Origin of the sequence: Streptomyces sp. PCS3-D2 (assembly GCF_000612545.2) — a bacterium.
Taxonomy (GTDB): Bacteria; Actinomycetota; Actinomycetes; order Streptomycetales; family Streptomycetaceae; genus Streptomyces.
This window is the reverse complement of record NZ_CP097800.1, coordinates 1,454,018-1,477,001: the sequence shown is the minus strand read 5'-3', so window position 1 is coordinate 1,477,001 and position 22,984 is coordinate 1,454,018. Positions and strand designations below refer to the sequence as shown.

Genomic DNA, 22,984 nt, shown 5'->3' with positions numbered 1-22,984 from the left:
CGACGCGCATCAGCGCAGGGCGTCGGAGAACGCTTCCACGACCCGCTGCTGCTGGGCGGCGGTGATCTGCGGGAAGAGGGGGAGGGAGAGCATGCCGTCCGCTGCCTGCTCCGCGTGCGGGAAGTCCCCGCGACCGTGACCGAGGTGGCCGAAGGCCGGAGTGAGGTGGACCGGGGCCGGGTAGTGCACGCCCGCTCCGATCCCCTCCGCGTTCAGCTTGCCGACGACGGCGTCGCGGTCCGCTCCGGAGATCCGAACGACGTACAGGTGCCAGACGTGGACGTTGTCCTCCGCCGTGACCGGCAGGGTCACGCGGCCCGCGGCGGCCAGATCGCCGAGCAGCTCGTCGTAGCGGGCGGCGGCGGCCCGGCGGGCCGCGTTCCCCTCCGCCAGGCGGGCCAGCTTCGCCCGCAGGACCACGGCCTGTAGGCCGTCGAGCCGGCTGTTGAATCCCGGCACCTCGTGGCGGTACTTGGCCACGCCGCCGTGGTTGGCGAGGGCGCGTACCAGGTCGGCGCGCTCCTGGTCGTCGGTCACCACCGCGCCGGCGTCCCCGTAGGCGCCCAGGTTCTTGCCCGGATAGAAGCTGGTGGCGGCGATCGTCCCGCTGCCGGGGGAGCGGCCGCCACGGGTGGCGCCCTGGCTCTGCGCCGCGTCCTCGACCACCTTCACGTGGTCCGGAAGCCGGTCCGCCAGCTCCGCGGCGGCCGCGCATTGCCCGTAGAGGTGGACGGGCACCACCGCGCGGGTGGCCTTGCCGACCGCGTCCAGTGCGGCCTGCGGATCCATCAGGAGGGTGTCGGGCAGGCAGTCGACCAGCACCGGCCGGGCACCGATCCGGGCGACGGCGCCCGCGGTGGCGATGAAGGTGTTGGCGGGCAGCACCACCTCGTCGCCGACGCCGACCCCGCTCGCCCGCAAGGCCAGTTCGAGGGCGTCGGTGCCGTTGGCGACTCCTACGCAGTGCCGGACGTCGGCGAAAGCGGCGTACTCGCGCTCGAAGGCCTGGACCTCGGCGCCGCCGATGAAGGCCGTGCCGGCCAGCACACGGTCGAATCCGGCCTGTAACTCCTCGGCGACCTCGGCGTGCGCCGCCTTCAGGTCCACGAGCGGTATCTGGTTCATACGACTGGACTCTCCATCCGTGTCTCCGGCCGCCGGCCGTTCGGGCCGGTGCCGTCTTTCGTGCCGTGCGCCGGCGCGTCCCCGTCGGGCGCCGGCGCGTCCCCGTCGGGTCCGCACCCGGCCCCGCCCGGTTCGCCCGCCTCGCGGGCCAGTTCGGCGAGGGCGGTGGCCCCCGCCGGCCGCAGGAGGCGGGCCGGGCTGCCGGCCCACACCTCCCCGGCCGGGACGTCCGCGAGGACGGTGCTGCCCATACCGGTCAGCGACCAGGCACCGATCGCCGCGTACTCCCGGACCAGAGCCCCCGCCCCCACGTACGCCCCGCGTCCCACCCGCACCCCGCCGCCCAGGCGGACGCCCGAGGCGAGGGTGGCGAAGTCCCCGACCTCGTCCTCGTGGGTGAGTACCACCTGAGGCATCACCGCCACGTGCGAACCGACCCGGACACCGGCCGTCAGCACGCTGTGCGCGAGCAGCACCGAGCCCGGCCCCACGGACGAGGAGCCCGAAACCGCCGCAGTGGGGTGCACCACCGTCGCGTACCGCTCCACGGGCAGGCCCAGCCGCCGCACCAGGCGGGCCCGTACCGCGTAGTCCCGGGGGCTGCCCACGCAGACCACGACCCGGGCGGCCGGCAGCGCGTGGACCAGCTCGCAGCCGCCCGGCACCGGCACCCCGTCGACCTCCCGGCCGTGCAGGGCCGGATCGTCGTCGAGGTGCCCGGCCAGCCGCCACCGGGGCGCACGCCCGCTCGCCGCGTCGGCCGCGGCCACGTCCCGTACAGCCTGCGCGGTCTCCCGCGCGAACCCGCCCGCGCCGACGACCAGCAGGTCCTCGGTCACCGCAGCGCTCATCCGCCCGCCTGCTCCCGCAGCACCGCCACCACCCGGTCCTGCTGGGCTTCGGTCATGGTGTGGAACAGCGGGAGGATCAGGGAGTCGCGGCTGATCCGCTCGGTCACCGGCAGCGGGGCCGCGTCGTGGCCCTCGTACGCGGGCTCCAGGTGCGAGGCCATGATCCCGCGCCGGGCCGAGATCCCGGCCTCGGAGAGCACCGCGAGCAGGGTGTCCCGCCCGACGGGGAAGTCCTCGGCCAGCAGCACCCAGTAGGACTGGAAGTTGCCCTGCCCGTGTGCGGGGTCGCGGACCGGGCGCAGGCCCGGGACCTCGCGCAGCAGCTCCGCGTACCGGGCGGCGAGCCGGCGCCGCCGGGCCACGATCTCGTCCAGCCTGCCGAGCTGCACCAGGCCGACCGCGGCCTGGATGTCGGTCATCCGGTAGTTGTAGCCGACCTCCAGGTAGCTCTCGACGATCGGCTTGCTGCTCGCGTGCCGCTGCGCGGCGGACACGTTCATGCCGTGCTCGCGCAGACGGCGCAGCCGCTCCGCCCACCGCGCGTCGTCCGTGGTCACCATGCCGCCCTCGCCGGTGGTGATCACCTTGCGGGGGTGGAAGGACCAGGCGGCGAGCAGCGCCCCGTGGCCGACGGACTTCCCGCCGACCGTCGCGCCGATGCCGCAGGCCGCGTCCTCCACGAGCGCGACGTCCCAGGCGGCACACGCCGCCCGCAGGGCGTGCACGTCGGCGGGCACCCCGCCCTGGTGGACGGCGAGCACCGCTCTCGTGCGGGGGGTGCGGACCGCGTCCACGGTGGCCGGGGTCAGGTTGCCGGTGGCCTCCTCGACGTCGGCGAACACCGGGCGCGCACCGGTGTAGCGCACGGCGTTGGCGGTGGCGATGAACGACAGGGAGGGGACGATCACCTCGTCGTCCGGCCCCAGGTCCAGGGCGACGAGGGCCAGGTGCAGGGCGGTGGTGCACGAGCTGACGGCGATGCCGTGTTCGGCGCCCACCCGTTCCGCGAAGGCCCGTTCGAACTCGGCGACCCGGGGCCCCTGCGCGACCCAGCCCGAGAGCACCGCATCGGCGGCGGCCTTCGCCTCCTCCTCGCCCAGCCAGGGCACCATCACGGGGATCCGGGCGGTCGGGTCCGGGGCGTTCATCGACCCGCCTCCGCCGCCGTGTCGGCGGCGCGCTCCGCCCGCCACCAGTCCACCAGGTCCCGCAGGCCGGTGCGCAGGTCGATCGCGGCCGTGAAGCCGAGGCGCTCACGGGCCTGCGCGGTGTCCGCGAGGCGGCGGGTCACGCCGTTCACGGCACGGGCCGGGCCGTGCTCGGGCACCAGGCCGTCCGCGCCCATCGCCTCCAGCAGGCCGTTCGCCAGCTCCAGCAGGCTCGTCTCGGTCCCGCTCGCGACGTTGAACACCTCGTCGGTCAGGTCCGATTCGGCAGCCAGCAGGTTCGCGCGCGCGATGTCGCGCACGTCGACGAAGTCCATGGTCTGCAGGCCGTCGCCGAGGATCAGCGGCGGTTCGCCCGAGGCGATGCGCTCCATCCAGCGGATGAGCACCTCGGTGTACAGCCCGTGGATGTCCATCCGCGGGCCGTACACGTTGAAGTAGCGCAGTGCGACGTAGTCCAGCCCGTACATCGAGTGGAAGCTGCGCAGCATCCCCTCGTTGAAGGCCTTCGCCGCACCGTAGAAGGTGTCGTTGTTGTACGGATGGTGGCGCTCGGTCGTCGGGAACTGTTCGGCCAGGCCGTAGACCGAGGCCGACGACGAGGCGATCACCTTCCCCACCCCGGCGGCGGCCGCCGCCTCCAGCACGTTGAACGTGCCGTCCACCATCACCTCGTTCGCCAGCCGTGGTTCCTCCGCGCACTGCGTGATCCGGATGGCCGCCAGGTGGAAGACCAGGTCGGCGCCCTCCGTCACCTTGCGCACCGCCGCCACGTCGCGGATGTCGCCCTCGACGACCTCCACCACGCCGCTCGGCAGGGCGCGCGCCAGGTTGGCGGTCCGCCCCCGCACGAAGTTGTCGAGCACCACGATTTCGCGTGCCCCGTTGTCCACCAGCTGGTCCACCACGTGCGAGCCGATGGTGCCCGCTCCGCCGGTGACCAGAATCTTCTTGCCTCGTACGCTGCTGCTCAACGCCCTGCTCCCACTGGATCGGTCGTGGTCCTGCGTGTCACGCCATGCGAAGGGTCCCGATGGGGACCGGGGTCGGGCCGGCCTCGGGCCGGCGTCCGACCGGGAGCGGTCAGCGCCCGGTGCGCAGTCCGACGACCGCGCCCCGGAACTCCAGGCTCCGAGACGCCGCTTCGAGGATGTCCAGCACCTTCAGGCCCGCCCGGCCGTCGGTCAGCGGCGGCCGTCCCGTCCTGATGGCGTCGGCGAACTCCTCGACCATGCTGCGCAGCGCCTCCTTCTCGCCGATCGCGGGCGCCACCATGTCGCCGGACCGGTAGGAGACGAGCATGTCGCGGCGTTCGTCGGCGCCGATCTCCTGCGGGGTGCTCAGTTCCACGCCTCGGTCGAACACCGCGACGCGCTGCGTGGGGTTGAGGTCGTCCCAGACCAGGGTGCGCTTGGAGCCGCCGACCATGGTGGTGCGCACCTTCGTCGGGGAGAGCCAGTTGACGTGCACGTGCGCGATGGCGCCGGTGCTCAGCTGGAGGGTCAGGTAGGCCACGCAGGACTGGCCGGCCCCGATCGGGTCGGCGCCGGTCGTGGCGACGGCCACCGGCTGCACGTGGTCGGGGAGGATGAAGTCGAGGACCGACAGGTCGTGGGGAGCGAGGTCCCACAGGACGTCGATGTCCTTCTGGACGAGCCCGAGGTTGATCCGGACCGAGTCGACGAAGTGGATCTCGCCGAGTTCACCGGAGCGGACCATCTCCCGGATCCGGCGCACTGCCGGCGTGTAGCAGTAGGTGTGGTCGCACATCAGGGTGAGGCCGCGCTTCTCGGCCTCCGCCACCAGCCGCATTCCGTCCTCGTACGTGGCGGCGAGCGGCTTCTCCACCAGGACGTGCTTCCCGGCCCGCAGCGCGGCCAGCGCGACGTCCAGGTGCGTCCCGGCCGGCGTGGCCACGGCGACCGCTTGGACGGAGGGATCGGCGAGGACCGCGGCGTAGTCCGCGGTCGGCTGCACCGTGGAGTAGCGGCCGAGTGCCTGCCGGGCACGGTCGATGTCCAGGTCGCAGAGCCAGCGCAGCCGGAACTGCGGGCTGGACTGGAAATTGCGGACGAGATTGGGGCCCCAGTAGCCCGCACCGACCACCGCGACGCCTAACGGGGCCGCGGACCCCCGGCCGGGGATGCCCGCGCTCTGCCCAGCGGTCCGTTCGGCGCTCTGCGCGCCGTCCTTCGAGGTGTCCTTCACAGCGTTCCCTTCCTTCCGCGCACGCCGACCGGCGTGTCGACTACCCGTGGCCGGGACGCGTGCGGTGGAGGGGGGAACGCCGTTGCCGAGGGCACGCCGGATGCCTGAGCGTCCCCTGCGTGACCTGCTCAACGGTGATGGCCCCCCACAACCGATGTTCTGCGCGAATCGCGTATGCCGCCCCCCGGCCCGACCGCCTGTTCCCCACACGCGATCGAACCCGTACCACCCGTGCCGGGCCGGATCGTTGCCGGCCGCGCCGAAGCGCGCCGAATCCGCTCGGCGCCACTCAATCTAGTCCACCGGGCGTACCCCCGGGCAGAGTTGGCGGAATCGCCGGGAGCTGGTGTTCGACCGTGCATACTGCCCGGGTGACCAGCATCGTGATACCGGCCCACAACGAAGGCCGGGTCATCGGCCGACTCCTCGACGCGCTCCTGGCCGACTCCCCGTCGTCCGGGCCCGACATCGTCGTGGTGTGCAACGGCTGTACCGACGACACCGCCCGGGTGGCGGGCGCGCGCGGCGACCGGGTACGCGTCGTGGAGATCCCGACCCCTTCCAAACACACGGCACTTCGGGTCGGCGACGAGCACGCGCGGGGCTTTCCGCGGCTGTACGTGGACGCCGACGTCGTGGTCGGCGCCGCCGACGTAAGGGCGCTGACGGACGCCCTCGCCGCCGCCCCCGGCCTGCTCGCCGCCGCCCCGGGCCGGGACATCCCGCTGACCGGCTGCGCCTGGCCGGTCCGGGCCTACTACCGGGTGTGGCAGCGGCTGCCGGCGGTCCGCGAGGGCCTCTTCGGCCGGGGTGTCATCGCCGTCACCGAGGAGGGGTACCGGCGGATCGCGGCGCTGCCCCCGCTGATGGCCGACGACCTGGCCGCGTCCCTCGCCTTCGGGACCGGGGAGCGGCGCGTGGTCGAGAGCGCCAGGGTCGTCGTGCGGCCGCCGCGCACCTGGTCGGACCTGATCCGGCGCAAGGTGCGTGCGGCGACCTCCTCCGCCGAGTTCGAGCGGTTCCAGGCCGGGCGGGACGCCGCGGCGGGGTCCGGTCCTTCGGCGCGCACCGCGACGTCCGACCTCCGGTCCCTGCTGCGCGCCGATCCGGAACTCCTGCCCGCGGTCGTGGTCTTCGCGGCGGCTGCGCTCGCGGCCCGCCGGGGATCCCGCCGGGCCATCCGCAACCAGGACTTCTCCACGTGGCTGCGGGACGAGAGCAGCCGCGGGTGACGCGGTGGCACGTACGGCCGAATCGCGCCGTACGCAGCACAGTTGGCCCGTACAAGGACTAGGGTTCGGGTTCGACTCGCACGTTCGAATGACGTCAGACCGTCTGTACGGGGGAGCACCAGAGCATGTACCTCGCGGACCGCTCCGCACCCGCGGGCGCGAAGACCGCACCGGGCCGGGGAACCGGCAGGGCGCGGGCGGTCGCCCCGACCGTCCTCGCACTGGGCACGGTCAGCCTGATCACCGACGTCTCCTCCGAGATGGTCACCGCCGTCCTGCCGCTGTACCTGATCGCGGGGCTCGGCCTCAGCCCGCTCGGGTTCGGCGCCCTCGACGGCGTCTACAACGGCGTCAGCGCCCTGGTGCAGCTCACCGGCGGGCACCTCGCCGACCGGGTCCGCAACCACAAGCTGGTCGCCGGTATCGGCTACGGCCTGTCCGCCCTGTGCAAGCCCCTGCTGCTGCTCGCCCACAGCCTCGGCCCGATCAGCGTGATCCTGGCGCTGGAGCGCACCGGCAAGGGCCTGCGCACCGCCCCGCGCGACGCATTGATCTCCCTGTCCACACCGCAGGCGTCACAGGGCCGGGCCTTCGGCCTGCACCGGGCCATGGACACCACGGGAGCGCTGCTCGGGCCCCTCGCCGCCTTCCTCATCCTCGGCGTGGCCGCCGACGGCTACGACGCCGTCTTCGGCGTCAGCGCCTGCGTCGCCGCACTCGGCGTCGTGGTGCTCGTGCTCTTCGTCCCCTCCGGCGCGGCCGACTTCCCGCCCCGGCCGGCGGCGGCCCCGCCCGCCCGGCGCCCCGCACCCGCCCCGCCGGCACCCTCCGTCGAGCCCGCCGGCCCGCAGCCCGTGAAGCTGCGCGACGCGGTGGCGCTGCTGCGCCTGCCGCGGCTGCGCGCCCTGGCGCTCTGCGCGGTCCTGCTCGGCCTCACCACCGTCAGCGACGCCTTCGTCTACCTGCTGCTCCAGCGCCGGACCGGCATCGACGACCAGTGGTTCCCGCTCCTGCCGCTGGGCACCGCCGCCGTGTTCCTGCTGCTGGCCGTCCCGGCCGGGGCCCTCGCCGACCGGATCGGACGCCGTACCGTCTTCCTTGCCGGGCACGCCCTCCTGCTCACCGCCTACGGGTTGCTGCTGTGGGCCCCCGACTGGCCCGCCCTGCCCTACCTCGTCCTCGCCCTGCACGGCCTGTTCTACGCCGCCACCGACGGGGTGCTGCCGGCCGCCGTGGCCGCCACCGTCCCCGAGCCGCTGCGCGGCACCGGCCTGGCCCTGGTCGGCACCGGCCAGGCGCTGGCCCGCTTCGGCTGCTCGCTGGCCTTCGGCGGGGCATGGACCCTCTGGGGCCCCGGTCCGGCGCTCGCGGCCGCCGCGGCCGGCCTGCTGTGCTGCGCGGCCGTCGCCGGCCGCGTGCTGCGGCCGTCGTCGGCTGCGCCCGGCACGCCTCCCGCACCCACACCGCCCGACCCGGCCCGACGCCCGTGAGGAAGCCGATGACACGCTCCCGCCGCCTGCTCGTCCTCGCGGTGGCGGTGCTGCTGCTCGGGGGCGTCGGCGCCACCCTGGTGCTGCGCGCCGCCTCCCGTGCCGACCAGCCGCGGGCCGGTGGCCCGGCCGCGACCGCGGGGGCCGTGTCACTGACGGCCGGACGGGACGCGCTGGCCTTCCTGGGCAGCGGGCAGGGCCCGCACCGCGGCGCCCTCGCCTCCGTCCCGGCCGATGCGCCCGAAGGCACCCGCACGGTGTCCGACCTCACCTGCCAGCGCTTCCATGCGGCTGCGGGTACGGGCGTCTGCCTGCGCTCCAGCCCAGGTGCCCTCGCCCAGGACAACAAGGCCGTCATCGTCGACGCCGAGCTGCGCCAGGTGCGCAGCTTCCCACTGGCGGGCACGCCCAGCCGGGCCCGCGTCTCGCCCAGCGGCCGCTTCGTCGCCTGGACCGTGTTCATCTCCGGAGAGTCCTACGGCGCGGCGTTCTTCTCCACGCGCACCGCCATCCTGGACACCAGCACCTGGAAGCTCGACGCCGACCTGGAGCAGTTCGCGATCACCATGGACGGGCGGGAGCACCGCGCCCAGGACGTCAACTTCTGGGGCGTCACCTTCTCCGCGGACGACGACACCTTCTATGCCACGCTCGCCACGGCCGGTGAGACGTACCTGGTCAAGGGTTCGGTGTCCGGACGGTCCGTCACCACCCTTGCCAAGAACGTCGAATGTCCCTCGCTCTCCCCGGACGAGACGCGTATCGCGTACAAGAAGCGGGTCCGGCCCGGCGCTTCGCTGTGGCGCGAACACGTCATGGATCTGCGGACGCTGCGGGACCACCCGCTCGCCGAGAAGCGCAGCGTGGACGACCAGGCCGCCTGGTTGGACGACGGCACGCTCGCCTACGCCCTGCCCGCCGACGGCGCCGCCGACCGTTCGGACCTGTGGACCGTGCCCGCCGACGGCACCGGGAGCCCCCGGCCGCTGATCTCCGGGGCCTCCTCCCCGGCCCGTCTGGGCTGACCGGGCCGGGGAGGGGCGTCAGACCCCGTCCACGAAAGTCCGTACCCGCTCGACGAGCGCGGCGCTGTCCCGGATCCACGCGTAGTGCCGGCGGCCCTGGGCGCCCTCGCCGAGAGCGAGCTCCCAGTACGTCACGCGGGCGTTCGTGAGCTTGCCGGCGAGCCCGCGCACGCCGCCGGGCGGTGCCATGGCGTCGCCCTTGACCGCGACCGCCAGAACCGGCAGTTCGAGCTTCGCCAGGGCGGGCTCGAAGTCCACCTCGCTGGACGGCACGTGGTAGCGGCCCGTCCTGACCTGGGTCGCCATGTCCCTGAGGACCTGCGCGGAGTCGTTGCCCAGTACTCCGATGCGGCGGCCCGGGAAATACCCGTACAGCGCGGAGAACGCGGCCGCGGCCTGGAAGGCGGCGAGCATCCCCAGGCTCTGTGGGAAGGGCCAGCCGCGGTAGTGGCAGGAGGGGGCTCCCACCAGGACGGCGCCCGAGGCCATGTGCGGCTCCTGGCTGAGGTAGAGGGCGCCGAGCTGCCCACCGAGGCTGTGCCCCAGGAGGTGGCGCGGTGCCGTCGGGAAGGCGGCCTCGACCGCCCGGAAGAGCGCGGGGTAGTCGTAGCAGACCATCTCGTGATAGCCGTAGCGCACCCCGCGCCCCACGCGCACGGAACTCGTTCCCTGCCCGCGCAGCTCGCCGACGGCCACCTGGAACCCGGCTTCGGCGAGGGCGTCCGCCAGCGGGGCGTACGAGGCGGCCCGGGTGCCCATGGCGGGCATGCACACCAGGACCGGCGCGGACGGATCGCCAGGCCTGCGGTGCAGCCTGACCTCCGACGTGGCGCCGTCCTCGGCACGCACCGTCTCGGAGCTCACTTCGACGGACGACACCTACAGACCCCCCTCGCCGGCGGCCGCCCTCCGCATGTCGCGAAACACGTTCAACAGCTGGATCTCGCTCGATCCCTCGAAGATGGTCAGGGCGCGCGCGTCCCGCCAGCGCTTCTCGACGCCGTGGTCGGCCGCAATGCCGCGCCATCCGTACAACTGCAGGATCTCGTTCGAGGCGCGCACGGCGAGCTCGGTGGCGTAGTACTTCGCCATGGAGCTCTCCCGGCCGAAGGGCAGCCCCCGGTCGGCCAGCGCCGTCGCCTCGTCCAGCAGCCCCCGGGCGGCGCACAGCTCGACGTACAGCCGTCCCAGCGCCAATTGGACGTGGCTGAGGGTGTCCATGCGGTCGTCGGGGTAGACCCGGCGCTCGCCGACCCACGTGAGCGCGTCCTTGAGCATGGCGGCCACGATGCCGGCTCCGCAGGCGGCGCCGCCGATGCGGATGGTCGCGAGGAGTTCGTTCAGCAGCATCTCCCCGTCACCGGCCCCTCCGATCAGGCTGATCGGCTCCAGCGCCACGTCCCGGAAGGTGACCGAGGGCGTGGGCAGGCAGCGGAACGCGGCCTTCTCGATGTCCTCGCCCACGGTCACGCCGGGAGCGTCCCGCGGTACGGCGAAGAAGGACAGGCCACGTTTGCGGTTGTCGATCACCGTGTTGGCCAGGACGATGAACACGTCGGCGACGGTCCCGTTGCCGGACATGCACTTGCCGCCGTTGAGCAGCCACCCCGAATCCGTCCGGACGGCACGGGTGGTGGCCGCCAGCAGGTTGGAGCCGTTCTCGGGCTCGGTGAGCCCGAGCGCCGCGTAGCCGTTGTCCTTCAGGAGCCGGGTGACGAAGAGCTCCTTCTGCTCCGGCGTGCCGGCGGCGACCACCGGGTGCAGCGCGCCGCGGTTGAACACCAGGGTCCAGGTCATCCCCGGGCAGACCGCGGACAGTTCCCCGATGACGTGGCCGAACTCCGTGTACGAGAGCCCGGCGCCGCCCAGCTCCTCCGGAAAGGCGGCGTTGAGGATGCCCTCGGCGGCGGCCCGTTCGTGGACCGCCGCGGGGAACTCCCGTTCCTCGTCGCACCGTCGCACGTGCGGGGCCATCACCTCGTCGGCGAACGTACGGAACGTCTGTTTCCACTCTGATCGACTGCGAGATTCTTCCACGGCCATCCTAAGGAACGGTGATGACGAACTTGCCGATGTTGGCACGGTTGCGGAGCCCCTCGATCGCCTGCGCGGCGTCCTCGAAGGCGAAGACGCCGCCCACCGAGGGGCGGAGGACCGCCATGTCGACCAGCTCGACGAGGCGGTCCATCAGGGGCCGCAGCCGGGACGGATCACGCGCCAGCGCGCCGACGTTGACGGTGCAGAAGGAGCGGCTGGTCATGAACAGGTCACGGCCGTCCACGGCCAGGTCGAGCACACCCGCCGCCCCGATCTCCACGAAGCGGCCCCCCGCCCGCAGCAGCTCCAGGCCGCGGCCCACGGCGTCGCCGGAGAGCGAGTCGACGACCAGGTCGAGGCCCTGCTCGGGGGAGAGTTCCCGGACGGCGTCGGCGAAGTCGGCCTCCGCATAGTTGATCGGGTGGTGGACGCCCAGGGCCCGCAGGTGGTCCAGCTTGGCCTCCGTGCTCGCCGTGCCGAACACCGTGGCTCCGTGGTGCAGCGCCAGCTGCACGCATGCCGTGCCGGTCGCACCGGCTGCGGCCTGGACGAGCACCCGATCACCCGGTCGGACCCGCGCCTCCCGCTCCAGGCAGGCGATGGCGGTGAGACCGCTGATCAGCACGGCGACCGCGTCGGCGGCGCCGACCCCTGCGGGCAGCGGGGCCACCGTGTACGCGGCCGTCGTCACACGGGCCGCGTAACCCCCCTGCGGGGTCAGCGCGATGACCGGGTCGCCGGGGCGGACGTGCTCCACACCCTCACCCACCGCGTGGACGACACCGGCCACCTCGTGTCCGGGCACGAACGGGGGAGCCGACAGGAACGGGTGGAAACCCGTGGTCGCCAGTACGTCGATGAAGTTGACTCCGACGGCCCGCACGTCGATGACCACCTCGTCCGGCGCCGGCTTGCGCACCGGCACGTCCCGCAGCCGCATGCCGAGCCCCGACGGGCCGGCGGCGATCACGTAGCCGGGGACGGTGCTGTGCCGCTCCGGTTCCGCCAGGGTGACCTCCTGCGCGCCCTGCCCGGTGACCGCTGACCGCGGGTCCGGCCGCTCGGGCTCCGCGGGCGCCGGTCCCAGCAGACCGTCCAGGTGGAGCCCCGCGGCCTCCACCGTCCGGTGGTTGAACAGGAACGTGGCCGGCAGCTCCAGCCCGAAGTGGGCGCCGATCCGGCGGGTGAGGGACACCGCCAGCAGCGAGTCGACGCCGAGGCGGTCCAAGCGCGCCGAGGTGTCGATCTCGGCGGGGGAGCGGCGCAGGGATCGGGCCAGCTCCGCCCGTACGAAGTCCGCTGCCGGACCGGCCGGGCCCTGCGCCCGCGCGGCCTGCACCCGCGGCGTGACCGCAGCCCCGCCCCGCCCGCGGTTGAACCGGTCCACCAGTCCTTCGGCGACCTCGTCGCCCACGTCCAGGACCGCCAGCTGGAGGTGCGAGCCGCCCAGGGCCTGCAGGAACGCGGCCGCGCCCGCCTCCGGGGACATCGGGTGCAGCCCCGACTCCAGGAGCCGGAGCCGGTACTTGGGGTCGGCGACCATTCCCCGTTCCGCCCACGGCCCCCAGTTGACCGTCCGCACCGGCGTGCGGCGGCTGCGCACGGTGCCGGTCAGCGCGTCGAGCGTGGCGTTGCCTGCGGCGTACGCACCCTGGCCGGCCGTCACGAACAGGCTGGCCAGGGAGGAGAACAGCACGATGAAGTCCAGGTCCTCCGACGCCACCGCGTCGATGAGGATGCGGGCGCCGTGCTCCTTCGGCCCGATGACGGCGTTCATGCGCTCGGACGAGGTGGCCTCCAGGAGCGCGTCGTCGAGCACGCCCGCGGTGTGGATCACGCCGTGCAGGGCCCCGAAGCGGCGCAGCGTCTCCTCCAGCGCACGCCGTACAGCGGCCGCGTCGGTCACGTCGGCCTGGAGGTAGAGCAGCCGTCCGCCGGCCGCGTCGACCGCCTCCGCCAGCTGCGGGTCCACCTCCGCCCGGCGTCCGGTGAGCACCACCCGCGCGCCCGCCTCCCGGGCCAGCGTCACCGCGAGGGTGGAACCGAGCCCGCCCTGGCCGCCCGTGATCCAGTAGACCCCGCCGGGCCTGAGGCCGGCCTCGGCGGATGCGGGCTCGACCGGGGTCAGGGACGGGACGGTGCGCTCCCCGTGCCGGTAGCGGACGCAGAACGCGCCGGCCGGCGTCGCGAGTTCCGCGGCGATGTCCCGGGCGAGTTCCTGGGTCCCCAGTTCCTCGGGCTCGACCCGGATCGCCCGCCCGGACCAGCCCACGGCCTCCTGCTCCAGGGCGCGCAGCAGCGGGGGCAGCGCGACGTCACCCGTCACCAGCGCCAACTCGCGTTGTACGGCGGCCCCGTCGCGCGCCACGGCCCGCAGGAACGACAGGAACGCTGCGCGTTCGGGCTGGACGACGAGAAGCCGCGCCCGCTGCGGCAGGGACGTGAGGAATCCGGCCGCGTCCTCCCCCTCGGGCAGCGGCGCGACGGTGCACTCGGCGCCGTCCCGGCGCAGCTCCTCCACGAGCGCCGCGCTCCGGCTGGTTTCCCCGGTCAGGAGCACGACGGGGGTGCCCGCGGCGGTCGTTCCGGTCGTGCCGGTCTGCGACGACCGCGGCTGTGGCCGCTCGTCCACCGCGAAGAAGCGCAGGGAGTGCCGGTCGCCCATCCGCTTCAGGGACACGCCCGTGAACCGTACGAGGACCCGGCCGTCGGGATCGATCACCGTCACGTCGCAGTCGAAGGTGTCGGCGTCCGCCGCGGGTTCACCGCGCAGCCGCACGTGGGCGAAGGCGGGACCCGACCAGGGGGCGAGGACGTCGACCCGGCCGTAGCCGAACCCCACGAAGGTGCCGTCGGCGCCGCCGTCCAGCGACAGCCCGGCGATGGACTGCATCGCCCCGTCCGCGGCGTCCGCGGGCAGCGGCCGGCCCAGGGTGTGCGTGGACGGCGGCGCGAGCTCGGCCAACAGCTCCCCCTCACCCCGCCACATCCCGGTCACCATCCGCATGGTGGCCCCGTAGGAGAGCCCGGATGCCGCCAGGTGCTCGTAGAGGGCGCCGGGCTCGACGCGCTGCGGGCAGCGCAGCCGGATCGCGGACAGGTCGGCGGCCTCCGGGGCCGGCGGGGTCTCGGACCACGCGGCGCAGAGGTGCTCCTGCCACGCGGAGTCCCGGTCGCCGGCCGCCCGGCTCTCCACCGACAGGTAGGGCTCGTTCCCCGCGCGCACCCGCCGCGAGACCCGCACGTGCCGGGCCTCTCCCTCGGCGACCGCCAGCGGGTTCGTCACCAGTACGCCGCTGAGCCCGTGGCCGCCGGTCCGGTCCGGGCCGAGTTCCTCCAGTGCCGCGTCGAGCATCCACGCGGCGGGCGCGATGGCCCGCTCCCGCACGCGGTGGTCCCGGACCACCGGTAGCGACCCGGTGACCAGTGTCCCCTCCGAGCGCGGGGCCTCGGGCTCCACCCAGTGCTCCTGGCGCTGCCAGGGGTATGAGGGAAGCCGTGTGCCCGGGCGGGGCCGGCTGCCGAAGAACGCCGACCAGTCGATGTCGCATCCGGCCTCGAACAGCGCGGCGACCGCTTCGTAGGGGGCGCGGACCTCCTCGCGCCGCATGGCCGGGACGGCGGCCGCCGGGCGGTCCTCGTCCTCCAGGCACTCGGTCACCGACACCGACAGCAGCGGGTGCGGGCTCATCTCCAGGAACACCCGGTGACCGGCCGCCCCGGCGGTGCGGACGGCGTCGGCGAACAGCACCGGCTCGCGCAGGTTGCGCCACCAGTAGTCCGCGTCCAGCGCGTTCGTGTCGAGGAGCCCACCGGTCAGGGAGGAGTGGAAGGCGGCGGTCGAGGCGCGTGGCGACAACCCGGACAGCTCGTCGGTGAGGTCCTCCCGCAGGTCCTCCAGCAGCGCGCAGTGCGAGGCCACGTCCACCTTGATCCGCCGGCAGAACACGCCCCGGGCGTCCATGGCGGTCACGAAGGAGTCGACGGCCCCGGTCTCCCCGGACACCACCGTCGTGACCGGCCCGTTGTGCGCGGCGAGCGAGAGCCGGTCCCCGTACGGCTCCAGGGCCTTGCGCACGTCCGACACCGGGAGCGAGACCAGCGCCATGGCGCCCCGGCCCCGGTGGCGCATCATCAGGGCGCTGCGCCGGCAGATGATCCGGGCCGCGTCCTCAAGGCGCAGCGCGCCCGCGACGTGGGCCGCCGCCACCTCGCCCATGCTGTGGCCGACCACACCGGCGGGCCGGACGCCCCACGACCGGAAGAGCGCCGCCAGGGCGACCTGCATCGCGAAGAGCGCCGGCTGGACGACGTCGATGCGCTCCAGCAGCGGGGCGGCGGCCTGCCCGGTCAGGACCTCCCGCAGCGACCAGTCGACGTACGGTGCGAAGGCCTGCTCACAGCGCGAGACGGCGAGGTCGAAGGCGGGTTCCGTCTCCAGCAGGGCTCTGCCCATCCCGAGCCACTGCGCGCCCTGCCCCGGGAACACGAAGACGACGCCGGCGTCGTTCGGGACGGCCCGCGCGGCCGTGAACGGCTCGCGCAGCCGGGCCAGGAGCTCGCCGGGGTCCGCGAAGGCGAAGGCGGCGCGGAACTCCCGCCCGCGGGGCCCGCCCCGTCCCCGCAGCAGCGTCGCCGCGGCCGTACCGCGGGCCAGCTCGCGCGCCTCCACCCCGGCGGCCCACGCCGCGTGCCGGGCGGCCTGCGCGTGCAGCGCCGCCTCGGTGGCGGCCGACAGGGCCAGGAGCCGCACGGGTCGTCCCTCGCCCGTGGGCCCTTCCGGCTCGGGGGAGGGGGCGGGCGCGGGGCCGAGCACCGCGTGCGCGTTCGTGCCGCCGAAGCCGAAGGAGCTGACGCCGGCGAGCCCGAGCTCCTCGGGCGACTCCAGATGCCGCAGCGAGGACTGGACGCGCAGGCCGAGTCCGTCGAAGTCGATGTCCGGGCTCGGTTCGGCGCAGTGCAGGGACGCCGGGAGGGCCCGGTGCTCGAAGGAGAGCGCCAGCTTGATCAGCCCGGCGATGCCCGCCGCTGCCTCCAGGTGGCCGAGGTTCGTCTTCACCGAGCCGACCGCGCACGGTCGGTCGGCGGCCCGCCCCTGGTTCAGTACGGTGCCCAGCGCGGCCGCCTCGATCTGGTCGCCGATCGCCGTGCCCGTCCCGTGCGCCTCGACGTAGCCGACCTCCGACGGCCGGGCACCCGCGGCTGCGAGCGCGAGGCGTACGACGTCCTCCTGTGCCCGGCGGCTGGGCGCCAGCAGGCCGTTGGTCCGCCCGTCGGAGGTCACCGCGGAGCCGCGGACCACCGCCGAGACGCGGTCCCCGTCGCGCAGTGCCGCGCTCAGCGGTTTGAGGACGACGGCGCCGGCGCCCTCGCTGCGCACGTAGCCGTCGGCCCGCGCCGAGAAGGCCTTGCAGCGGCCGTCGGGCGCCATGACGCCCGAGTGGTCGAAGGCCTCGGTGACGGCCGGGGTCAGGATCACGTTCACGCCGCCGACGACGGCCAGGCCGCACTCACCGCGCCGGATCGCCTCGCACGCGAGGTGGACGGCGACGAGGGACGAGGAGCAGGCGGTGTCGACGGACAGGCTCGGGCCGCGCAGGTCGAGTACGTAGGAGAGCCGGCCCGCGGCGACGGACGCGGCTCCGCCGAGCAGGGAGTAGGCGTCTGCGGAGGGCGAGTCCGTCAGGACGCCTCGGTAGTCGGAGCTGGAGATGCCGACGAAGACACCGGTGTCCGAGCCGGCCAGGCCGTACGGGTCGATCCCGGCGTCCTCGACGGCCTCCCAGGCGACTTCCAGCATGAGTCGCTGCTGGGGGTCGATCCGGGCGGCCTCGTGCTCGCCGATGCCGAAGAAGTCGATGTCCAGGCCGCCGACGCCGCTCAGGAAGCCTCCGACGCCGCCGCGGCCGGTGCCGCCGTTCCCGCGGCCCCAGCGGGCGAACCTGTCGTCGGGCACCCGGCCGATGGCGTCCACGCCTCGTTCGAGCAGGTCCCAGAAGGCCTCGGGGCCGTCGGCCCCGGGGAAGCGGCATCCCATGCCGATGATCGCGATCGGTTCGTCGCGGGCCGGGCCGGCGTCGGCTCGGCGTGGTGCGGTGGGGCCGCCCCGGACGGGGTGCCTGCCCTGGAGGTGGTCCAGTATCTCCCTGAGCGTCGGGAATTCGTACGCGACCGTCGGCGAGACCCTTCGGCCCAGCAGCGCGCCGAGTTCGCCGGCCAGCGCCACCGCGTCGATCGACGACAAGCCGTAGGCGGCCAGCGGTTCGTGGACCGATATCTCGTCCCCCGAAGCCCTGCGGGTCAGCTCGGCGATGCGCCGGCGCAGCCAGGCCTCCAGCTCGGTGTCCTTCATATGCTCCCCCTGTGTCGTGCTGTCGTGCGGGTCAGTGCTGCGCTCGCGCGTTCCACGGAGACCGGCCGGCCAGGTACTCCTTCCTGGTCTCGCGGCGCTGGAGCTTTCCGCTCGACGTCTTGGGCAGGGTGCCGGCGGGCAGGAGGACGACCTCGCGGACGGTCAGCCGGTGTTCCTGGGCCACCGCGCGCAGGACGGCGTCCACCACCGCCTGCCGGTCCTCCCGGTCCGGGGCCTCGCCGGCCCCGCGGCGCAGCTCGGCGGCGACCACCACCTGCTCCGCGCCGTCCGCGTCCACGCCGAAGGCGGCGACGCAGCCGGGGCGGATCGAGGGGTGCGCGCTCTCGGCGGTGCGCTCGATGTCGTGGGGGTAGTGGTTGCGGCCGCCCACGATGATGACGTCCTTGATGCGGCCGCAGACGAAGAGACCGTCCTGCGTCCGGAACCCGAGGTCCCCCGTGCGCAGGTACGGGCCCTCGTCCTCGCCGTCGGCCGGTGTCGCCTCGAAGGCTTCGCGGGTGAGGTCGGGACGCTGCCAGTAGCCGACCGCGATGCTGTCGCCCGCGACCCAGATCTCACCGACCCGTCCCGGACCGCACCGTGTGCGGGTGCGCGGGTCGACGACGGCCACGTCCAGGGTCCGGCTGACGCCGCAGCTGACCAGGACGCGCGCCCCCGGGCTGTCGTCGGGCACGTTCACCGCGGTGCCGCGTTCGAGCGCGTCCTCGTCGAAGGCGCGAAACACCCAGGGCCGTTCGAGCGGCGCCCCGCTCACGAGCAGGGTGCTTTCGGCGAGCCCGTACACCGGAACGATGGTTTCCGGTCGGAATCCGGTGGAGGCGAATGCCTCGGAGAAACGTTTCATGGAATCGGCGCGAACGGGTTCGGCGCCATTCGTCGCGACGCTCCAGGACGAGAGGTCCAAGCGCGCGCGGTCCTCGGCGGTCACTTTTCGCGTGCACAGGTCGAATGCGAAATTGGGGGCCGCGGAAAGCGTTCCCCGGTACGTCGATATCGCGCGCAGCCAGCGCACCGGGCTCTGCAGGAACGCCACGGTCGGCATGGAAACGGAATGGATCCCCAGCATCGCCGGAACGATGATCATGGAGATCAGCCCCATGTCGTGATACGGGGGAAGCCAGCCCACGACGACCGTGGATCCGTCCATTCCGAGGGACGTGCGGATCAGGTCGGTGTTGTGGGTGAGATTGCCGTGGGTGACCATCACGCCCTTCGGCCGCCCGGTGGAGCCGGAGGTGTACTGGAGGAAGGCGACGGACTTCGGCTCCGGGGACGGCGCGGACCAGCCCGTTCCGGTCGCGTCCGCGATCGTGTCGACGGCCAGCCAGGCCGTCTCCTGGACCTCCGGGATGGTCCGCGCCGCCGGCTCGACGGCCGCCCGGATCCCGGCGGTGGTCAGTACGGCCGCGGGCTGCGCGTCTTCGGCGATGCCGGCCAGCCGCAGCAGCCCGCGGGCGCGTTGCGCGGGGTGGGGCAGGTACGCGGGCACCGCGACGACGCCCGCGTACAGGCAGCCGAAGAACGCGACGACGAAGTCCTGGCCGGGCTCGAACAGCAGGAGTGCGCGGGAGCCGGGCTCCACCCGCGCGGCGTGCAGGCTCGCGGCGACGGCCCGGGCCCTGGTGTCGAGCGCCGCGAAGGTGAGAGGGGGCTCGGCCTCCTCGCCGTCGGGCAGGAAGGTGAACAGCGGGTGGTCCGGTATGCGGAGGGCGTGCGCGCGGACGGCGTCGACCACCGTCTCGTAAGGGAGTGGTTCGGAAAGCATTCTCAGCCTCATTCGGTGCCGGATCGGCTGCTCCCGCCGGGTGCGGGCCGACGGGCGGGACGGCGAAAGCGACGCACGGCGCCGGTGTCCTCCGCGGTGGCTCCTGCAATGTGGGGGCTCGGCGGAGCGCCGCATGGAAAGGGTCAAAGCTGAATGGGGAGTACTGGGCAGTACTGGCCCAAACCTTAGGTTGACCCTCGCTGCTCGGTCAACTCGCATTGAATGGCCGGAAGTCGGCAGAAACTCCGGGCTACCCGAGCGATTTCGGCCAGCATCGGCCGGGGTGGAAATGGTGGAAGGGCGGCACCTGATGCGTCCGATCGGGGACGACGGCATCGGACCCCGAACGGCCGCCGTCGAAACGTGCTGTGCGAAAACGATCGCTTCGGGCGGGGGCATCCTGCCAGTCCGGCTCGATATCTTCTCGGCGCCACCGTGGATTACGCACCCGCCGCGGGCGCGAGCCGAGGAGCCTTCCCCGGGACCGCGGAGCGACCGCCCCGTGAGCCGGCGGCCCGCCCGTACGGCCGGTACGGCCCGCCCCGGCCAGGGTTCCGGGGCTGCGGCCCGACGCCGGCCCGTACCGCCCCGCCGGGACGGCGGTGGGCCGAGCGGCCGTGCCCCCCGGCGCTTTCGGGTGACATCGCCGCTCCGCTTCGGCCACCGCCCGCCCCGCGGGGACGAGCATCGCAGGCGGCCGGACGTGCTCCGGCGACCAGCCGCCGATCAGACCCGGCACCGCGACAGGGCGGCCCCGGGCCGCCGCCGGGAGACCCCGTGTACGTCCTGCTCGTCGCGAGCGCGTTCAATAGCCTCACCCAGCGAGTCCACGCCGAGCTGCGCGACCACGGCCACCGGGTGGCCGTCGAACTGGCCCTGCCCGACGCCCCCCTGGGCGACGCCGTGCGCCGCCACCGGCCCGACCTCGTCCTCGCGCCGATGCTGCGCACTGCCATCCCCGAGGACGTCTGGGCCGCGTACACCTGCCTCGTCCTCCACCCGGGACCGGTGGGCGACCGCGGCCCCTCCTCCCTCGACCACGCCGTCCAGGACGGCGAGACCCGGTGGGGGGTCACGGTCCTCCAGGCCAACGCCGAGATGGACGCCGGGGACGTCTGGGCCACCGTCGACTGCCCGGTACCCCCCGTCGGCAAGAGCGACCTCTACCGCGGCGAGATCGCCGACGCCGCGCTCGCGGCCGTCCTGCTCGCCGTCGAGCGCTTCGCCTCCGGCACGTACCGCCCGCGCCCCCAGGCGGCCGGCCGGGCCCGGCCGGCCGTGCGCGGACACGACCGCCGGATCGACTGGGCCGCGGACGGCACCGAGCGCGTCCTGCGCCTGCTGCGCGCCGCCGACTCGCAGCCCGGAGTACCCGACCACCTGCTCGGCGCCGACTGGTACCTGCACGGCGGCCACCGTGAGGACGGCCTGCGCGGCCGCCCCGGCGAGCTGCTCGCCACCCGGTCCGGGGCCGTCTGCCGGGCCACCGCCGACGGTGCCGTGTGGATCCCCGAGCTGCGCGCCCCCCGGGTGGCGGGCCGGCCCGCCACCCCCCGGCTGCCCGCGACCCTCGCCCTCGCGGACCGGCTCGACCGGCTGCCCCCGCTCCCCGAACTCCCGGCCCCGCCCGACGCCGGCCCGTACCGCCCCGCCTGGTCCGACATCGGCTACCACGAGGAAGGGCGGACCGGCTTCCTGTCGTTCTCCTTCCCCGGCGGCGCCATGAGCACCACGCACTGCCGCCGGCTGCTCGACGCGTACCGGACCGCCTGCACCCGCCCCACCACGGTCCTGGTCCTGGGCGGCGGCCGCGACTTCTTCTCCAACGGCATCCACCTGGGCGTCATCGAGGCCGCCGCGGACCCCGCCGAGGAGTCCTGGGCCAACATCAACGCCATGGACGACCTGGTCGAGGCGGTCCTGACGACCACCGACCGGCTCGTGGTGAGCGCGCTCGGCGGCAATGCCGCCGCCGGCGGCGCCATGCTGGCCCTCGCCGCCGACGAGGTCTGGTGCCGCACCGGCGTCGTCCTGAACCCGCACTACCGCCTGATGGGCCTGTACGGCTCCGAGTACTGGACGTACACCCTGCCCCGCCGGGTCGGCCCAGCCCTCGCCGACCGCCTCACCACCGAGGCACTGCCCCTGAGCGCCGCCGCCGCGCACCGGCTCGGACTGGTCGACCGTACGGTCCCCTGCGCGCCCGGAGACTTCCCCCGCGAGACGCAGCGCCTCGCGGTCCGTCTCGCCGCCGTGCCCGCCACCGCGTCCCGGATCGCTGCGAAGAAGGCCGCACGCGAGCGCGACGAGGCGCGGCGCCCGCTGGCCGCCCACCGGGAAGACGAGCTGGCGCGGATGCGGCGGACCTTCGACGACCCGCACGCCCCCTACCACGCGCTGCGCCGTGCCTTCGTCCGCAAGGAGCGCCCGGCGGCGACCCCGCACCACCTCGCCCGCGCCGCCGCGGACCGGCGCGGCGTCACTGGACTGGCCGAACCGGACGCGGCACCCGGCCCCCGCAGCTGTTAGCAAGAAACGTGGGGCCGAGGCGGACCGCCTCCGCGCCCCGTCCCTCCCACATCCTGATCCCCTCCCCGAGGAGGCAGCGCATGGCCGCAGCGACGAAGGACCCGGTCGAAGACCCCGTGGTCCACATCCTCTGGATCAACGCGGGTCTGAGCTGCGACGGCGACTCCGTGTCCCTGACGGCGGCGATGCAGCCGAGCATCGAGGAGATCGTCACCGGCACCCTGCCGGGACTCCCCAAGATCGCCGTTCACTGGCCCCTGATCGACTTCGAATGCGGTCCGGTCGGCGGCGCGGACACGTTCATCGAGTGGTTCTTCAAGGGCGAGCGCGGCGAGATCGATCCGTTCGTCCTCGTCGTCGAGGGCTCGATCCCCAATGAGTCGATCAAGCCCGAGGGCTACTGGTGCGGGTTCGGCGACGACCCGGCGACCGGTCAGCCCATCACCACCAGTGAGTGGATCGACCGGCTGGCCCCCAAGGCACTCGCCGTCGTCGCCATCGGCACCTGCGCCACCTACGGCGGCATCCACGCCATGGAGGGCAACCCGACCGGCGCCATGGGCGTGCCCGACTACCTGGGGTGGGACTGGAAGTCCCGGGCCGGCATCCCCATCGTGTGCGTGCCGGGCTGCCCGATCCAGCCGGACAACTTCTCGGAGACGCTCACCTACCTGCTCTACCAGGCGGCGGGATCGGCCCCGATGATCCCCCTCGACGACAAACTGCGCCCCACCTGGCTGTTCGGTGCGACCGTGCACGAGGGCTGCGACCGCGCCGGCTACTACGAGCAGGGCCAGTTCGCTGACACCTACGACTCCCCGAAGTGCCTGGTCAAGCTGGGCTGCTGGGGCCCCGTCGTGAAGTGCAACGTTCCCAAGCGCGGCTGGATGAACGGCATCGGCGGCTGCCCCAACGTCGGCGGCATCTGCATCGCCTGCACCATGCCCGGCTTCCCCGACAAGTTCATGCCCTTCATGGACGAGCCCCCCGGTGCGAAGGTCTCCGTCACCGCGAGCGGGGCCTACGGGGCCCTGATCCGCAAGCTCCGCTCCGTCACCGCCCACACCGTGGACGAGGAGCCGAAGTGGCGGCGCAGCGGCCGCAGCCTGACCACGGGCTACCGCCCGCCCTGGTGACGGGCCGCGCGCCCCGCACCCTCCCGCAGACAGCGCCCGGAAACGCA

Annotated in this window: 14 protein-coding genes; 5 read left to right on the top strand and 9 right to left on the bottom strand. The window is 73.9% G+C overall.

Translation table 11 applies throughout. From position 1 onward, the window contains the following. Positions 1 to 9: 9 nt before the first annotated feature. The 5 genes from AW27_RS06130 to AW27_RS06110 all read right to left on the bottom strand — a co-directional run bounded on the left by AW27_RS06130 (position 10) and on the right by AW27_RS06110 (position 5,350). A complete protein-coding gene (locus AW27_RS06130) occupies positions 10 to 1,125 on the bottom strand; it encodes a DegT/DnrJ/EryC1/StrS family aminotransferase (RefSeq protein ID WP_037915564.1) in 1,116 nt (371 codons plus the stop codon). Beyond that, positions 1,122 to 1,976: a NeuD/PglB/VioB family sugar acetyltransferase gene (locus tag AW27_RS06125; RefSeq protein WP_078555763.1), complete on the bottom strand. Its 855-nt coding sequence runs from the start codon at positions 1,974 to 1,976 to the stop codon at positions 1,122 to 1,124. Before AW27_RS06125 ends, AW27_RS06130 begins: the two co-directional genes overlap by 4 nt. Beyond that, on the bottom strand, positions 1,973 to 3,124 hold the full coding sequence (locus AW27_RS06120) for a DegT/DnrJ/EryC1/StrS family aminotransferase (protein WP_037917807.1): 1,152 nt from the start codon (positions 3,122 to 3,124) through the stop codon (positions 1,973 to 1,975). Before AW27_RS06120 ends, AW27_RS06125 begins: the two co-directional genes overlap by 4 nt. Further along, on the bottom strand, positions 3,121 to 4,116 hold the full coding sequence (locus AW27_RS06115; RefSeq protein ID WP_037915567.1) for an NAD-dependent epimerase/dehydratase family protein: 996 nt from the start codon (positions 4,114 to 4,116) through the stop codon (positions 3,121 to 3,123). The genes AW27_RS06120 and AW27_RS06115 overlap by 4 nt, the downstream gene beginning before the upstream one ends. Positions 4,117 to 4,225: 109 nt before the next feature. Further along, positions 4,226 to 5,350: a Gfo/Idh/MocA family protein gene (locus tag AW27_RS06110; protein WP_236647430.1), complete on the bottom strand. Its 1,125-nt coding sequence runs from the start codon at positions 5,348 to 5,350 to the stop codon at positions 4,226 to 4,228. A gap of 371 nt (positions 5,351 to 5,721) precedes the next feature. On the opposite strand from AW27_RS06110, the gene AW27_RS06105 reads away from it, so the two are divergent. The 3 genes from AW27_RS06105 to AW27_RS06095 all read left to right on the top strand — a co-directional run bounded on the left by AW27_RS06105 (position 5,722) and on the right by AW27_RS06095 (position 9,097). Next, a complete protein-coding gene (locus AW27_RS06105; protein ID WP_037915572.1) occupies positions 5,722 to 6,582 on the top strand; it encodes a glycosyltransferase family 2 protein in 861 nt (286 codons plus the stop codon). Between the two features lie 125 nt (positions 6,583 to 6,707). Then, positions 6,708 to 8,072, top strand: a complete 1,365-nt coding sequence (locus AW27_RS06100; RefSeq protein ID WP_037915574.1) for an MFS transporter — start codon at positions 6,708 to 6,710, stop codon at positions 8,070 to 8,072. 8 nt (positions 8,073 to 8,080) lie between these two features. Beyond that, positions 8,081 to 9,097 (top strand): TolB family protein, encoded by a 1,017-nt coding sequence (locus tag AW27_RS06095; RefSeq protein ID WP_037917813.1) that lies wholly within the window; start codon positions 8,081 to 8,083, stop codon positions 9,095 to 9,097. A gap of 18 nt (positions 9,098 to 9,115) precedes the next feature. Here the strand turns inward: AW27_RS06095 and AW27_RS06090 are convergent, their stop codons facing one another. From AW27_RS06090 to AW27_RS06075, 4 genes are read right to left on the bottom strand one after another with little or no spacing between them, the layout of a single operon-like run. Continuing rightward, positions 9,116 to 9,961 carry an alpha/beta hydrolase family protein gene (locus AW27_RS06090; RefSeq protein WP_037917816.1) on the bottom strand — a complete coding sequence of 282 codons (846 nt, stop codon included), beginning with the start codon at positions 9,959 to 9,961 and terminating at the stop codon, positions 9,116 to 9,118. 15 nt (positions 9,962 to 9,976) lie between these two features. Beyond that, positions 9,977 to 11,134, bottom strand: coding sequence for an acyl-CoA dehydrogenase family protein (locus AW27_RS06085; protein ID WP_172671249.1), 1,158 nt, complete (start codon positions 11,132 to 11,134; stop codon positions 9,977 to 9,979). 7 nt (positions 11,135 to 11,141) lie between these two features. Next, positions 11,142 to 17,486, bottom strand: a complete 6,345-nt coding sequence (locus AW27_RS06080) for a type I polyketide synthase (RefSeq protein ID WP_037915582.1) — start codon at positions 17,484 to 17,486, stop codon at positions 11,142 to 11,144. A gap of 31 nt (positions 17,487 to 17,517) precedes the next feature. Next, complete coding sequence (locus tag AW27_RS06075; protein ID WP_037915584.1) at positions 17,518 to 19,272, bottom strand: fatty acyl-AMP ligase; 1,755 nt, start codon at positions 19,270 to 19,272, stop codon at positions 17,518 to 17,520. Positions 19,273 to 20,049: 777 nt separating this feature from the next. Between AW27_RS06075 and AW27_RS06070 the strand changes: the two genes are divergently transcribed. Together AW27_RS06070 and AW27_RS06065 are read left to right on the top strand one after the other, a co-directional pair. Further along, complete coding sequence (locus AW27_RS06070) at positions 20,050 to 21,801, top strand: enoyl-CoA hydratase-related protein (RefSeq protein WP_052030010.1); 1,752 nt, start codon at positions 20,050 to 20,052, stop codon at positions 21,799 to 21,801. Between the two features lie 80 nt (positions 21,802 to 21,881). Then, positions 21,882 to 22,937, top strand: coding sequence for an NADH-quinone oxidoreductase subunit B family protein (locus AW27_RS06065; RefSeq protein WP_037915587.1), 1,056 nt, complete (start codon positions 21,882 to 21,884; stop codon positions 22,935 to 22,937). Positions 22,938 to 22,984 lie beyond the last annotated feature (47 nt).

What these genes read in the sequence shown, in the direction of transcription:
- AW27_RS06080 (WP_037915582.1), bottom strand. Translation starts at nt 17,486, where the DNA reads ATGAAGGACACCGAGCTGGAGGCCTGGCTGCGCCGGCGCATCGCCGAG.
- AW27_RS06075 (WP_037915584.1), bottom strand. Translation starts at nt 19,272, where the DNA reads ATGCTTTCCGAACCACTCCCTTACGAGACGGTGGTCGACGCCGTCCGC.
- AW27_RS06120 (WP_037917807.1), bottom strand. Translation starts at nt 3,124, where the DNA reads ATGAACGCCCCGGACCCGACCGCCCGGATCCCCGTGATGGTGCCCTGG.
- AW27_RS06065 (WP_037915587.1), top strand. Translation starts at nt 21,882, where the DNA reads ATGGCCGCAGCGACGAAGGACCCGGTCGAAGACCCCGTGGTCCACATC.
- AW27_RS06125 (WP_078555763.1), bottom strand. Translation starts at nt 1,976, where the DNA reads ATGAGCGCTGCGGTGACCGAGGACCTGCTGGTCGTCGGCGCGGGCGGG.
- AW27_RS06095 (WP_037917813.1), top strand. Translation starts at nt 8,081, where the DNA reads ATGACACGCTCCCGCCGCCTGCTCGTCCTCGCGGTGGCGGTGCTGCTG.
- AW27_RS06130 (WP_037915564.1), bottom strand. Translation starts at nt 1,125, where the DNA reads ATGAACCAGATACCGCTCGTGGACCTGAAGGCGGCGCACGCCGAGGTC.
- AW27_RS06100 (WP_037915574.1), top strand. Translation starts at nt 6,708, where the DNA reads ATGTACCTCGCGGACCGCTCCGCACCCGCGGGCGCGAAGACCGCACCG.